This is a genomic window from Wolbachia endosymbiont (group A) of Alloplasta piceator, from assembly GCF_964028505.1.
Classification (GTDB): domain Bacteria; phylum Pseudomonadota; class Alphaproteobacteria; order Rickettsiales; family Anaplasmataceae; genus Wolbachia; species Wolbachia pipientis.
The window spans coordinates 472002-485637 of sequence record NZ_OZ034793.1 but is presented as its reverse complement, the minus strand read 5'-3'; the positions used below and the strand labels follow the sequence as shown (position 1 = coordinate 485637).

11 protein-coding genes and 2 pseudogenes are annotated in these 13636 nt (G+C 35.9%); 5 read left to right on the top strand and 8 right to left on the bottom strand.

Going from position 1 to position 13636, the window contains the following annotated elements; all coding sequences use genetic code 11:
* The first annotated feature begins 18 nt into the window (after nucleotides 1-18).
* Together pdhA and ABWU31_RS02420 are read left to right on the top strand one after the other, a co-directional pair.
* A complete protein-coding gene (pdhA, locus tag ABWU31_RS02425; protein ID WP_353271315.1) occupies nucleotides 19-999 on the top strand; it encodes a pyruvate dehydrogenase (acetyl-transferring) E1 component subunit alpha in 981 nt (326 codons plus the stop codon).
* A gap of 408 nt (nucleotides 1000-1407) precedes the next feature.
* A complete protein-coding gene (locus tag ABWU31_RS02420) occupies nucleotides 1408-2331 on the top strand; it encodes an RluA family pseudouridine synthase (protein ID WP_353271314.1) in 924 nt (307 codons plus the stop codon).
* 7 nt (nucleotides 2332-2338) lie between these two features.
* Here the strand turns inward: ABWU31_RS02420 and ABWU31_RS02415 are convergent, their stop codons facing one another.
* Nucleotides 2339-3601, bottom strand: coding sequence for an MFS transporter (locus tag ABWU31_RS02415; protein ID WP_236514771.1), 1263 nt, complete (start codon nucleotides 3599-3601; stop codon nucleotides 2339-2341).
* Nucleotides 3602-3662: 61 nt separating this feature from the next.
* Nucleotides 3663-5465, bottom strand: coding sequence for an aspartate--tRNA ligase (gene aspS, locus ABWU31_RS02410; protein ID WP_006279890.1), 1803 nt, complete (start codon nucleotides 5463-5465; stop codon nucleotides 3663-3665).
* Between the two features lie 196 nt (nucleotides 5466-5661).
* Between aspS and ABWU31_RS02405 the strand changes: the two genes are divergently transcribed.
* Both ABWU31_RS02405 and ccmA read left to right on the top strand, forming a co-directional pair.
* On the top strand, nucleotides 5662-6093 hold the full coding sequence (locus tag ABWU31_RS02405; RefSeq protein WP_006279891.1) for a hypothetical protein: 432 nt from the start codon (nucleotides 5662-5664) through the stop codon (nucleotides 6091-6093).
* A 3-nt stretch (nucleotides 6094-6096) separates the two neighbouring features.
* Nucleotides 6097-6720 carry a heme ABC exporter ATP-binding protein CcmA gene (gene ccmA / locus ABWU31_RS02400; RefSeq protein ID WP_006279892.1) on the top strand — a complete coding sequence of 208 codons (624 nt, stop codon included), beginning with the start codon at nucleotides 6097-6099 and terminating at the stop codon, nucleotides 6718-6720.
* A 433-nt stretch (nucleotides 6721-7153) separates the two neighbouring features.
* Here the strand turns inward: ccmA and ABWU31_RS02395 are convergent.
* From ABWU31_RS02395 to ABWU31_RS02375, 5 genes and pseudogenes are all read right to left on the bottom strand, one after another.
* Nucleotides 7154-8165, bottom strand: a protein-coding gene (locus ABWU31_RS02395; RefSeq protein WP_265029767.1) for an IS630 family transposase whose coding sequence is annotated in 2 segments (ribosomal slippage) — nucleotides 7154-7702 and nucleotides 7704-8165 — 1011 coding nt in all. Because the reading frame shifts where the segments join, the coding sequence is not laid out codon by codon here.
* Between the two features lie 180 nt (nucleotides 8166-8345).
* A pseudogene (locus tag ABWU31_RS02390) lies at nucleotides 8346-9728 on the bottom strand (IS66-like element ISWen3 family transposase).
* 78 nt (nucleotides 9729-9806) lie between these two features.
* A pseudogene (locus tag ABWU31_RS02385) lies at nucleotides 9807-9983 on the bottom strand (integrase core domain-containing protein); the annotation flags it as partial.
* A 22-nt stretch (nucleotides 9984-10005) separates the two neighbouring features.
* Nucleotides 10006-10838 (bottom strand): IS5-like element ISWpi1 family transposase gene (locus ABWU31_RS02380; RefSeq protein WP_353271062.1). Its coding sequence is split into 2 segments (ribosomal slippage): nucleotides 10006-10469 and nucleotides 10469-10838, totalling 834 coding nucleotides; the frame shifts between segments, so codons are not numbered across the junction.
* Between the two features lie 345 nt (nucleotides 10839-11183).
* Complete coding sequence (locus ABWU31_RS02375; protein ID WP_012673309.1) at nucleotides 11184-12218, bottom strand: aspartate-semialdehyde dehydrogenase; 1035 nt, start codon at nucleotides 12216-12218, stop codon at nucleotides 11184-11186.
* Between the two features lie 140 nt (nucleotides 12219-12358).
* Between ABWU31_RS02375 and ABWU31_RS02370 the strand changes: the two genes are divergently transcribed.
* Complete coding sequence (locus ABWU31_RS02370; protein WP_338482634.1) at nucleotides 12359-12811, top strand: hypothetical protein; 453 nt, start codon at nucleotides 12359-12361, stop codon at nucleotides 12809-12811.
* 175 nt (nucleotides 12812-12986) lie between these two features.
* Here the strand turns inward: ABWU31_RS02370 and ABWU31_RS02365 are convergent, their stop codons facing one another.
* Nucleotides 12987-13622, bottom strand: coding sequence for a transposase (locus tag ABWU31_RS02365; protein ID WP_082246250.1), 636 nt, complete (start codon nucleotides 13620-13622; stop codon nucleotides 12987-12989).
* Nucleotides 13623-13636: the final 14 nt, after the last annotated feature.

Sequence of the window (13636 nt, the reverse complement as noted above, 5' to 3'; positions counted from 1 at the left end):
AATGAAAAAGAAATCGATATGAAAGCAGAAAATTTCACTAAAGAACAGATAATTGGATTCTACAGGAAAATGCTACTCATACGCAGATTTGAGGAAAAAGCAGGACAATTATATGGGATGGGATTAATAGGCGGGTTCTGTCACCTATCAATAGGACAAGAAGCAGTTGCAGTTGGAACTCAAGCTGCATCAAAATTAGGTGACGCTTTTATCACAAGTTATAGAGACCATGGCTTAATGCTCGCATGTGATTCTGATCCAAATGTTGTAATGGCAGAGCTTACCGGCAAAGAAACAGGATGCTCGAAAGGTAAAGGTGGTTCGATGCACGTATTTGACGTTGAAAAAAAATTCTTCGGCGGGCATGGAATAGTGGGAGCACAAGTTCCAATTGGCACAGGAATAGCATTTGCTAATAAATATAAGAAAAAAGATAATGTGGTATTTACATATTTTGGCGACGGTGCTGCAAATCAAGGACAAGTATATGAATCGTTTAATATGGCATCTTTGTGCGAGTTGCCTGTGGTTTACATCATAGAAAATAATGAATACGCAATGGGAACCTCCGTGCAAAGATCAACTTTAGTAACAGAGTTATATAAAAGAGGAGAAAGTTTTGGTATTCCTGGAAAACAAGTTGATGGAATGGATTTTTTCTCTGTTTATGAGGCTACAAGCGAAGCAGCGGAACACACACGCAGCGGAAAAGGGCCTATCCTGCTTGAAATGAAGACATATCGATATCGCGGTCACTCAATGTCAGATCCTGCTACTTATCGCTTAAAAGAAGAAGTTGAAGATATGAAGCAAAATCATGACCCTATAAGCACTTTAAAGAAATACATGACAGATAATAAAATGGCTTCAGAAGAAGAGTGCAAAGTAATTGATAAGGAAATACGTGATTTAGTAAAAAAGTCGGAAGATTTTGCCAAAAATAGTAAAGAACCAAGCGTTGATGAGCTGTATACTGATGTTTATAAATTTGTTAGCTAATTTTTTTATCCAGAACTGTACAAACATTGTATAGTAAACGATGTCATCCAAATAGCTCCTTCTCCCGTCATCCAAGTGCCCTCCTTTTTTTGTCATCCCAGTGCTCCGACTACTTGGATCCAGCTGAGTTGGTGAGTATAAAAGTATAGCTAACGCAAGCTCTACGTCATGCCGCCGCGAACCGTCATACCGCGATTCATTCGCGGTATCTCTAGATCCCGCTAACAAGCAGCGGGATGACGGTTGTCAGGCTAGCTGTCATCTCAGTAGTCTCCTTCTCCTGTCATCCGAGTAGCTGACACTGGTTCCTTTATGACGGCAGTAGCCCCTTCGGTGTCATTCCAGTGCTTGACACTGGAATGACACCAATAATTGACATTTCACTAGATATTCATTATAAATAATGGAATGCTACAAAGTATAAAAACCATATTAATAGAAGACGATAACGTTAGGCTGGATAGGTACATCAGAAGAATCTTTCCTGATCTAAAGCAATCTGTAATTGAAAAATCTTTAAGGAAAGGATTAATCAAAGTTGATGATTGCAAAGCAAAGTCCAGTGATAGAGTAAATTCTGGGCAAACTATAACGCTGAAGCACTTGAATTATATTGAAAACGCTAATTCTGATCGCAAATATAATGAAAAGTTAGTGAATCTACTAAGAGAGAACATATTATATGAAGACGAATATATACTAGCTATAAACAAACCCGCAGGGGTCATCGTTCAAGGTGGCGTAAAAGTAAAGATTAGCATGAGTGATTTGCTTGACCAAATAAGAGAGGGAGAAACATTTAAAATTGTCCATAGGCTAGATAGAGATACGAGTGGAGTGATAATATTCGCACGCAACGCTAATGTTGCCAGATACCTTATGGAAGAATTTAAAGGACGAAGAGTAAAAAAAACTTATTTAGCATTAACTTCTGGCATACCGAGCAAGGATAGTGGAACAATAGACTATCCATTGGTGAAAAAATATGTTTCAGGTCAAGAAAAAGTGGTCGTTGATGAAAATTCACCTCAGAATGCCACTACGCATTTTTCAATTATAGCAAAATCCAAACACAATGTTGCTTATTTAAAATTACAACCAATTACCGGCAGAACCCATCAGTTACGTGCACATTTAGCTCATATAAATTGCCCTATTCTTGGTGACGGTAAATATGGTGGTAAAAAAGCTTTTATTGATGGGATAGCAAATAAAATTCACCTTCATTCGCATTCTTTATCTTTAAAACTGCCAAACAATAAAAAAATCACTATCACCGCTCCTATCACTAAACACATCGAAAAATCCATTGAAGCGCTATTTTTCGACTGAAACGATTTCACCAATCAACTTTTCTGTCTTTGGCTTTAATTTGAAGCACAGATATTAGGCTAATTAATGCGCAGGCAGTAAGATAAATGCCTGCTGCAAGTTTTGTTTCGGTTTTTTCTATAAGCCACATGCATATGTATGGAGAAAGGCCACCAAAAATTCCTGCAGATATATTATTTGCTAAGCTTACGCCAGTGCATCTTACTTTTGTTGGAAACAGTTCACAAATAACAGAGCCATATATTCCAAAAGATGCACCTACTGGTATAGTAATCAATAAGTAAGTTATTATTACGACATAGTGGTTAACGGAAGATAATAATGGTAATACACATGTACCAATCAGAGATAGCATAATCAGTACAGGAATCATTACGCGTTTTCTTCCAACTTTATCAGATAAAATTGCAAAAAGTACCGCAGATGCTGCAAATACAACCTGTACTACTATCCTCATTAAATCTTTAACACTAATAGATAAAATAACTAGCTCTTTTATTGATATATTATAAAACATTATTGCTGCGTAGACAATTGCATTCTGAGCAATTCCCAGATTGATTGAAATAATAAGCGGTCTTTTATAGTTTCTTACTAGTTCTAACAATGGTGAATGTGCTAAATTATTAGCGTACTTATTAGTTTTATATGCTAAGCTTTCTTTTAATATGTACCTAGTTAAAAAACCTATTGTCCCCAAAAAAAAGCAAAAATAAAAAAGCAACTTCCATCCCCATATTTCATAGTTCTCACCTGTAACTCTTTTGCAGATAAATATCATTGTTATGCATAAGAGCGTTCCAAGGGCTCCGCTAAAGGGCTTCATACTTCCTAAGAAACCTAGATTTTTTTTATCTTTTGAATGCTCTATCGTAAATGCTGTATTAATGCTTGTTTCACCTCCTGCAGTTATTCCTTGCACTATTCTACAAAACACAAGCAATACAGGTGAAAGCAACCCTATTTCTTTATACCCAGGTATAATTCCCATAATTGTGGATGATATTGAAATTAATATTACTGAAGTAAGTAAAGTCTTTCTTCTGCCATACTTATCTCCCATATAACCAAAAATTACTGCACCAATTGGTCTAAACGCAAAACCAATTGCAAAAACACCAAGGAATTTGAGTGTACTCAAATAATGATCTTCTGATGGGAAAAAAACGTTGATGATTGTATCTGTTAATACTCCAAAAAGAGTGAGTTCATACCACACAATCATGTTACAGATCATGCCCGATAGTATTGCTTTTTGGATATTATTCATGGTCTTTCAATTTAACATAACCTAATATATCATTAACCGGTGCTCCTTGCTATAAAATTTTTCATTCAATAACCTTCAAGGATAATTCACGTAAATGCTTATCCTCCACCTTGGAAGGAGCACCCATTAGAACATCTTCACCTTGCTGGTTCATAGGAAAACAGATTACTTCACGAATATTTGGCTCATCAGCAAGCAGCATAACTATTCTATCAACCCCTGGTGCTATTCCACCATGAGGAGGAACACCAAATCTGAATGCACGTACAAGTGCACCGAATTTTGTATCAACTTCTTCTTTACTATAGCCTGCAATGGCGAAAGCTTTATACATGATATCCAGTTTGTTATTGCGAATTGCCCCACTTGATAGTTCTATTCCATTGCAAACAAGATCATACTGGTAAGCAAGGATATCGAGTGGATTCTTTTCCTCTAAATCTTTCAGACCACCGTGTGGCATAGAAAATGGGTTATGAAAGAAATCTATTTTTTTACTTTTATCGTCATATACAAAATATGGAAAATCAATGATCCAACAAAACTTGAAGATATTATCATCTATAAGACTGAGTTCTGACCCTAAAAGAGTGCGTACTTTTCCTGCAATGTTTGCCGCCTCATTCTCTTTGTCAGAAGCAAAAAATACACTATCTCCTGGCTCTATGTTTGTTGCTTCTCTTATGTGGTTTAGCCTATTTTCATCAAGAAATTTAGCAATTGGGCCTTTCGCAGTTCCATCTTTATCAAACGTTATATATCCGAGACCCTTAGCACCGAATTCTTTTTGCGCATGTTCTATCTTTTTATCAAAGAAGCTGCGTGGTTCCTCTGCTGTTTTAGGTGCAGGGATGGCTCTCACTACCATACCACGCTCAATATTGCTTTTGAAAATATTGAACCCTGAATCACGGAAAATTTCTGTAACATCGCTGATTAATAGTGGATTACGCAAATCTGGCTTGTCAGAACCATACTTAAGCATTGCCTCTTTGTATGTAATGCGTGGAAAATCTTTATCGACAGACTTGCGAGAAAATTTGGCGAACACTTTATATAAAGCAGATTCAATAACGTCAAATATGTCCTCTTGAGTCACAAAAGACATTTCAAGGTCTAGCTGGTAAAATTCCCCAGGAGAGCGGTCAGCCCTTGCATCTTCATCACGAAAACACGGTGCGATTTGGAAATATTTATCAAACCCTGAGACCATGAGCAACTGTTTGAAAATCTGCGGAGCTTGTGGCAATGCATAGAACTTGCCAGGATTTAGCCTGCTTGGCACTAGGTAGTCGCGTGCTCCTTCAGGAGAGGAAGCAGTGAGTATTGGAGTTTGAATCTCTAAAAATCCTCGCTCTATCATGAGCTTGCGGAGCTCTGCAATAATTTGTGAGCGCAAAATAATATTGTTGCGGACTTTTTCACGTCTTAAGTCAAGAAATCGATATTTAAATCTCATGTTTTCTGGGTATTCTTGCTCGCCGGTAATGCTTGCCAATATACTTCTTTCTTCTTTTGCTATTTCTTCATCAAAGTGGAACTCAACTTCCGACTCAACGCGCAAATTGTTGACTATCACCTCGATTTCTCCGGTAGAAATAGAGCTGTTTACCGTATCTTCAGTTCTAGCTTCAACTATTCCTGTAACAGTAATTACACTCTCCAATTTTAAATTTGATATCTCATCAAAAAAGTCTTTGTCATTATTAAATACTAGCTGAGTGATTCCGTAGAAGTCCCTTAAATCAACAAAAATTAGGTTACCATGGTCGCGCTTACGATATAACCATCCAGAAAGGGTAACTTCCTTTTCTACGTCGTTCTTCCTCAGTTCATTGCACGTATGAGTTTTACAGCAGTTCATATTTGTTTTACTTCTAAATTCTTTAAGAAGTATAGAAATAAACCTTATTACATACAAGCCCGTTCGTCAGATATTTGCGCAATTTTCGAAATAGAGCAGTACTGCTTTTATATTGTCTTTACCCGCAAAAAAATTGCACAATTTCTATAATTATGGTATAATAGCAAGGGTGTTTTTAATGAATTAGATACAGGAAATGCCACTTACACAGATCATATTATATAGCGTAACATTACTTGCTGTAGCTGCAGTATTTCTCTTTTTGAGAAAAATATACAAAAATCGCATTAGAAAAATCATATTTCCTAGAAAAGTTTTTAAAGAAGAGTGGGAAGAAGACAGAAAATTCAATGAATTATATCAAAAAAATAAGCAAAAAGAGTTGCTGAAACAACAAGAAACGCTACGCGAGAAACAAAAAGATGTGCAAGTTTATAAAGAAGATCCAGAAATAGTTGACATAGCAAAACCGGTAGGTAAATGGACAAAGATGGTTATGATGGGTAATGGTTTAATGCAGCGTTTTGCACAATTGATACATAGAGAAGGCGGACAGAAAGGATTTTGGGAGCTGTTTGTTAAAGCTCAGGCTTCAACTCAAGGTAAACATAAGGGGAAGGGCAGATAATCCATGCTTGAATGTGAAAATTTATCCTGCGCTCGTAATAACAAAGTATTATTTAAAAATCTCAGTTTTAAAGCTGAGCTAAAATCAAAGATTCTAATCACTGGTCCAAATGGTAGTGGTAAAACCAGCTTAATTAGAAGTTTATCTGGACTTTTACCGCCGGTATCAGGCAATATAAGGCACTGCGGAAAAGATATATATGATGATCCAAAATCCTATATATCTTCTATGGTCTATATAGGCCATAAGAATGCCTGCAAGGACAGCTTAACTGTTGCTCAAAACGTAGAATTCTGGGCAGGAATACGAAATACTAGAGAACTGATTGTGGCAGCTATTTGTTGTTTGCAGTTGCAGCCTGTACTTAATATTAGATATGGCGAACTTTCTGCAGGCTGGAGAAGAAGAGTTGCACTTGCTCGCCTCTTGATTTCTAATGCAAGCGTTTGGCTGATAGATGAACCATTTTGTAATCTTGATAGTGCAACGTGTGAATTAGTGCTGAACCTAATCTCAATACGCTCTGAGCAAAATGGTATAGTAATTATTACAGGGCATAGCTCTACAGAGCAATTGTGTGATTTTACAACGATTGATATACGCGATTTCAATAGACTTCTTGTATAGTTTTTGGCAACAACCGCTAGAAATAAAAACTTACTTGACAAACTCCGCCAGCCTCCTTATCATGAAACTGAAGCTATTTATTTATCTTCTCTGTACAGATTAAATGACAAAAAAACTCACGTATCTGGCGTCTCGTGTTTAATTTTTTGCACTATGTGCACTCTATGTCTTTATCAAATTTCTAGGTTTTTACCTATACAAGCTGAAATACGCTTATAAAGCATTTAAAACATCAAAAAACGCCAACTTAAAAAATGGATAGTGAATAATTAGCTACCCTAGGGTTTCTTTTGCCTTTTTTTCTGTTTAGTAAATTTCTTAAACATTTATGACTAAAGGTTAGTTGCATTAAAAAGCAGCTAAATCGCGGTTATTAAGCGTTTAGAATAAAAAAACGCCATACTTGAAAGTATAATGTAAGTAATACCAATTCTCATTGTTGTCCAGTCAAATAGGAAACATTGCAGAGTTGTTTAATTGTGGAGCTGGCAAGAGAAGTAATAAATTTGCACAAAGCACCCTCAAGTAGAGCAATTGTATCGTATATTTTATTGCGCAAAATGTTCTGTTTTATATATAACCAAAGCCTCTCAACAGGATTTAGCTCAGGTGAGTATGGAGGTAGGTATATAATGTCGATATTTTTAGGTACCTTTAAATTTTTTGACCTATGCCAACTAGCACAGTCCATAACGAGAAAAGCCTCTCGTGTTTCTAGATATTGCGAAATTTGCTCAAGAAATATGTTCATGCAATCAGTGTTGACATTTGGTGCAAATAAGCTAGAACTCTCTCCATTTCTAGGATTAACTGCACTATAGAGATAGAAATTTTGCCTACCTAATTTTGTTTTAACCTGTGTTCTAATCCCCTTTTTAAACCACCCATGTCCAACTTTTGAATGTGTGCCAAACCGTGATTCATCAAAGAAAAATAGCTCTTTTTCTGGATACTTGCTAATAGCTCCATTGAGATTTTTTTTTGAATTCCTCTTGTTTGCTTTTATCTTGTCCATTATGAACTGGTCTTGGTGTAATATATGAGAATTTCATCTTTTGCATATGGCGGTGTACTGTAGATTTGCTGATATTTAATCCGAACTTTTCCTGGATTCTTATTCTCATTTCTTTAATGGTGATATTAGGATTTTCTTCTATCCACTCTTCAATTTGCTGTAGTTGAGCCTGATTTAATTTAGTTTTTCTACGACGTTGTGAAGGAGCAAACAGTTTTTCTTCTCTGCCAATTTTCAAGAGTTTTACCCACGAAGTTAGTGCGCTTCTTGAAATGCAATATATTTTTGCTACAGCCGTTATACTGTACTTTTTTGCTGCAATTACAGCATTTAGTTTTTTTGAAACATATGCATTATTCCTTACTTTCTTCAGCATTTCTTTTGCTGATTCTACTACTTTTTCATCCAATAATTTTGATCTTAATGCCATTTAAACCTCGCTATTTTACTTACTTCAGTATGGCTTTTCTTCCATCATTGTCCATCTGTTTGCCCTGTAATGGGAATTGATATAATTAGCCAACCACGGGGCTTCTTTTGCCTTTTTTTTTCATTTGGTAAATTCCTTAATGTTTATGGCTAAACGACAGTATCCGTTCAGGAGAGTGGTTTAAGAAACAATAGATAGGAGATTTTGGAAAGGATTGAGACCCCTTTGTTTCCAAGTTAAGTATAATGAAATTATCCGCTCAAGGAATGTATTTCCCCGCTTTGATTGTGTAAAATATGAGTTTTTGCGATAAACGACATAATGCCGAATTTGCCGTTCAGCGTGGTTATTTGTCAGCGGAATATTTTCTGGGTCATCTAAAAATTTCCACATCATTCTTTCAGATCTCAGAACATTTTTTGCAACTCGAGAGGCTCCAATTGCTTCAGGTAAACGAGATATCTCCTTCAAGTAATACTTTGTACGTTTTCTTAATTTTCTGGCACGTCTGACAAACCTCAAAACATCTATCTCACTTTTTAGTAAAGCTTTTTTTAGTGCAAATAATTCAGTGGCCACGTTTCTCAAGTAACAACCCAGAACTTTAACTTCAATATTCCAACTATGTGCTAATCTTTCAAAATCTCTTGATAAATGTGCCCAACAGATTTGCCTGTTTTTATCGGCAAAATAATTCTATGCTGCATACCTGTCAGTTATTACCAAGCTATTGCGATTGCAGAATTTACTATTTTGTAAAACTTTCATTCCTCTTGACTCTGTAAATTTTACAAAACTTGCCGTATTGCTTGCAAACATCCAACACCAAGCGAGTTTACCTTTGTTATAATGGCTCGTTTCATCAATATGTAGAACTTTACTCCTACTTATCTCTTGTTCGATCTGCTCATACATTTTTTTGCATTTTGAAGCAACTCTATGTTCACTATTTGATATGCTACCGACGCTTATGTTCAAATTGAAGATATCATTTACGACACTCGCTATTTCGCGTTTTGAATTTTTGTAGAATCCGCTGAACGCTGCAATTATTGACTTAACCCTTGGACCAAATGTATCTGGCGTAACACCTTCCGGTAACTTGCTACTTCTTCTCTTTCCGCATCTCCGACAACGGCCATGTTCTAACTGATATTCCACTACATAAGGCTTGATTTCTGGAAGATCAACTTTCTGATGAATATATGGTTTTTCACATATTGCAATTTCTCCTCCGCATTCGCAAGTATTAGGCAACTCTATCTTTACTACTTTATCTGCATCCATGTTGGCGCGAAAACTTCCTTTATGACCAACCTGACCGCCAATATTCCTTTCGCTTTTCGGCTTATTCTTTTTTATTTTATACAACTCTTTGGAACTTGGTATTGATGAATTTTTTGAGCTTAAACCGAGTCTTTCTCTTAACTCAGCATTTTCTATCTTTAAAGCCTTATTTTCTGCTTTTAAACTTTCATTCTCTTTTTCCAATCTTTCTATTTTTGCTTCTAACCTTTCTATTTTTTGCTGTAAATTTTTGCAAAGTTCTAAAAGGTTTACCATATTATTTCACTTTTGCTCTATGATTATCTTTTTAGATCACCTTGTCTACCTTATTCTGCCACTCCGCTGAACGGATACAATATGTTTACTGTCAAAAAATGTTTGTATAGGTGTAGAAGTATTCGCTGAGTGAGGTCTTGTTTGATTATAAGAACGCAACCAAAGATCAACATCAACCTGTAGATCTTTCAAAGAACTAATGTTGTAACGCTCATCTTGTATAATTCTATGAAATCTTTCATATATGCTATTAGAGGTTGTCCGGAAACTAGTAAATTCAAGCATATTCCCTCTTTAACATAACCCTACTCATAGCTAGGTATATGAAATTCTCAGTGGATGTTGTGAGTAAATCATACTCCTTCGATAGCCTTCTATTCCTATTAACCCAAGCAAAAGTCCTTTCTACAACCCATCTTCTTGGCTGTACTTTAAACCCTTGTTCTCTTGTTGGTAGTAGCTCAGGTGGCGTATCTTTGTGCACCCAAAATCTACATGGAGGCCTTGTAACAATTTCAATATCTATGTCATATTCTTCCTTTATGTGATTCTTTGAATTTCTTCCTTGGTATCCCATGTCAGCCCACATTTTTTTAACTTTAGTATATTTTGTTCTCATATTGTTTAATGCTATTTTAATACCATCTCTATCATTTTCGTTAGCAGCGCCTACGTAACAACCTAGTATAAAACCCTGAGTGTCTGTAATTATATGCCTTTTTCTACCCTTTACTTTTTTACTTCCATCATAGCCTTTGATCCCCCCTTTTCTGTAGTCTTTACAGATTGACTATCTACTATACAGGCACTCGGCTGCTCATTCCTTCCTATTTTTCTTCTACTATATTTTGTAATTTCATAATTCATTTTCTCAAAAATTCCCTGCTTCTTCCATTGCCTGAACTGCTCATACACAGTCTTCCATAGCGGAAAATCATTTGGTAAATACCGCCATTGACACCCTGTACGCAATACATAGAAAATTGCTTCTAATATTTCTCTTTTGCTATACTTTGGCGGCCTTCCTCCTTTCTTGTATGATACTCTGAAGTGTTTTTCTATTCTTGCCCATTCCCTTTCGCTTAGATCTGTTGGATACTTTTTTCTCATCTTTACCCCGTACTAAAATTTCAGATATTATAGCCTTTTACTTGTTTCCGGACAACCTCTAAATTACGGAAAAAGATCGTATATTGAAGGATTTTTCTCAAGGTTGAAGCGAATATTTGGGTTTAGTTTTAGGAGCAAATCTGAAATTAATCGTGAGAAGGAACTGCTACTCAAGTGTTATTTGCTTAACAAATTTACTGAAATAGGCATGGCTAAGTTTGAGATAGCTTCATGAATTTATTGTACGTTACCTACTATCCGAAGAGCGATGCAACAAAGCCACTCCAGCGTCACGCGCTGCCATGTGGTATACAAATTTCCTTCGAATTACAACGTACGTGCGCTCTATATGCACTTGATTGACAAATGCTCTCTTATCAAAATCTCAAGAATCTGCACTATATTTAATGCTGCGCCTTTGCGCAGGTTGTCAGCCACTATCCACATATTTAATCCGTGCTCAACAGTATTGTCTCTTCTAATACGCGATACATATACAGCATTCTCCTGTACAACATCAATTTGAGTTATGTATTCACTATCTTCACGCCTGTTGTACACTAAAACTCCACTATCTTCGGCTTCACTTAGCACTTCACGAGCTTGTTCTTCAGTGATATGTTGATCAAATTCCACATTTACTGCCATAGCGTGACCGATAAAGACGGGTACCCTTACACAAGTTGCAGTAACTTTTATATCTTCCTCTAAAATTTTTTTTGTCTCCTCTTGCATTTTCCATTCCTCTTCTGTAGAACCATTTTCCATGAATTCTCCTACATGGGGAATGCAATTGAATGCTATTTGCTTAGAGAATATCTTGGGTTTTTTAGCTTCGTTCATAAAGATTTTTTTTGTCTGGTCATAGAGCTCATCCATTGCTGCTTTGCCTGCACCAGAAGTTGATTGATAAGTTGAAGCAACGATTCTCTTTATTTTTGCTTTTTGGTGTAATAGATGTAGTACTAGCAGCATCTGTATTGTAGTACAGTTTGGATTGGATATTATGTTGTGGTTTTTATATTCCATAATTTTTTCTTTATTAATCTCTGGAATAATGAGTGGCACACCCTCTTTCATTCTAAAATGGGAACTGTTATCTATCACGATGCATCCAGCCTGTGTTGCAATTGGTACATACTCTTCAGAAACATGAGATCCAGCACAGAAAATGGCTACATTAGTTCCAACGAAGTCATAATCCTCAAGGCATAAAACTGTTAACTCTTTGTCACCAAAGCTCACCTTCTTCCCTTCTGATTTTTTCGATGCAAGTGCAATAACGCAATCTATCGCCTCATCTTGAAATTCAGCAAGCGTGCTTAATACCTCACGCCCTACTCTTCCGGTTGCTCCAATAACAGCAATTTTGTATCCCATATAGATGAACCTCTAATTTCAAAGTTCTATTATATTTTTACTGACAAAATTTACAATTGTTTTAATATTTTTACCTTGCAATTAATTGTAATTTAGCTATTATTATGCAATATTAGTAATATTACATAATGAAATGAAAGATGAGTAAGGAATACGATGAAACTAAGGTTAAACCTGCAATTTCTACACCTCAAGGGCCTGAAGGAGCCAATGGATCAAAGGCCCAAAGTGTTCTTTCGAATAAAAGAAAGCCTACAATAAATTTTGATGATAAAAAGTATGGTGTAAAAACCTCTAAAATAGACCAACAGTCTCTAAACAAAAGACAAGAATCTTCAAAGCTAAGAGATCTCTTAAGGTCAATACCAATAATAAGGAGATTTTTAGCAAGGATTTTCACACCTGAAAAAATAGAAATCATCAGTAACCCTATATATGACAACATGGAAGCATATAAAAAATCGCAGGAAGATTACCCTAGTAAGATAAAAGATGAAACTAGTATAGATGATGAACACACAAAAGAAGTAGATAGTAAACTTGAGAAGGGTAATGTTGAACAAGTGGACAACAAGAAAAGTCGTAGTTCATAAATATCAATCATTTAAAAATTATCTCTAGTTATAACATTGTATCTGTTCAGATGCATGGCTTATGTACAAATATTGAAACAAAAATTCCAGTGCTCCCTTTCTTGTCATCCCAGTGCGTGACACTGGGATGGCTTTGTTGCATCGCTCTTCGGATAGTAGGTAACGTACAATAAATTCATGAAGCTATCTCAAACTTAGCCATGCCTATTTCAGTAAATTTGTTAAGCAAATAACACTTGAGTAGCAGTTCCTTCTCACGATTAATTTCAGATTTGCTCCTAAAACTAAACCCAAATATTCGCTTCAACCTTGAGAAAAATCCTTCAATATACGATCTTTTTCCGTAATTTACTTCTTCTTTCCATCTTTTTATACCATTCTCACCATGTAATTTCATTAACTGAATAGCGGCATTTCTATCAAGCATATAATCCAATTTTGGATGCTCTGCTGCGTTGTTTTTCGGAGGAATTTTCGTTTTTATACCATATTGATTACACAGCTTATAGAGCTTTTCTCTGTCATATGCCCTATCTGCATATAGTACTTTTATGACATACTGAAAATCGACTTCTTTTAGCAAATCACAAGCTCCATAGTGATCAGAGTAGACACCGTTACTGTATTTTACAGCTATGGCTTTTTTGCTGTTTGTATTCAACATTACATGCAATTTTCTTGTCTGTTCATAGCTGCGATACTTTCTATCTTCGCTATTTTCTTTGCTATGACCAGGAGTGTTGTTGTATATACTAATTCCTGTACTGTCTATAGCAATTTCGATATCTTCCATATTATTTTCTGCAATCATTGATCTTAGAGGTT

What these genes read in the sequence shown, in the direction of transcription:
- pdhA (WP_353271315.1), top strand. Translation starts at nt 19, where the DNA reads ATGAAAGCAGAAAATTTCACTAAAGAACAGATAATTGGATTCTACAGG.
- ABWU31_RS02420 (WP_353271314.1), top strand. Translation starts at nt 1,408, where the DNA reads ATGCTACAAAGTATAAAAACCATATTAATAGAAGACGATAACGTTAGG.
- ABWU31_RS02415 (WP_236514771.1), bottom strand. Translation starts at nt 3,601, where the DNA reads ATGAATAATATCCAAAAAGCAATACTATCGGGCATGATCTGTAACATG.
- aspS (WP_006279890.1), bottom strand. Translation starts at nt 5,465, where the DNA reads ATGAACTGCTGTAAAACTCATACGTGCAATGAACTGAGGAAGAACGAC.
- ABWU31_RS02405 (WP_006279891.1), top strand. Translation starts at nt 5,662, where the DNA reads ATGCCACTTACACAGATCATATTATATAGCGTAACATTACTTGCTGTA.
- ccmA (WP_006279892.1), top strand. Translation starts at nt 6,097, where the DNA reads ATGCTTGAATGTGAAAATTTATCCTGCGCTCGTAATAACAAAGTATTA.
- ABWU31_RS02375 (WP_012673309.1), bottom strand. Translation starts at nt 12,218, where the DNA reads ATGGGATACAAAATTGCTGTTATTGGAGCAACCGGAAGAGTAGGGCGT.
- ABWU31_RS02370 (WP_338482634.1), top strand. Translation starts at nt 12,359, where the DNA reads ATGAGTAAGGAATACGATGAAACTAAGGTTAAACCTGCAATTTCTACA.
- ABWU31_RS02365 (WP_082246250.1), bottom strand. Translation starts at nt 13,622, where the DNA reads ATGATTGCAGAAAATAATATGGAAGATATCGAAATTGCTATAGACAGT.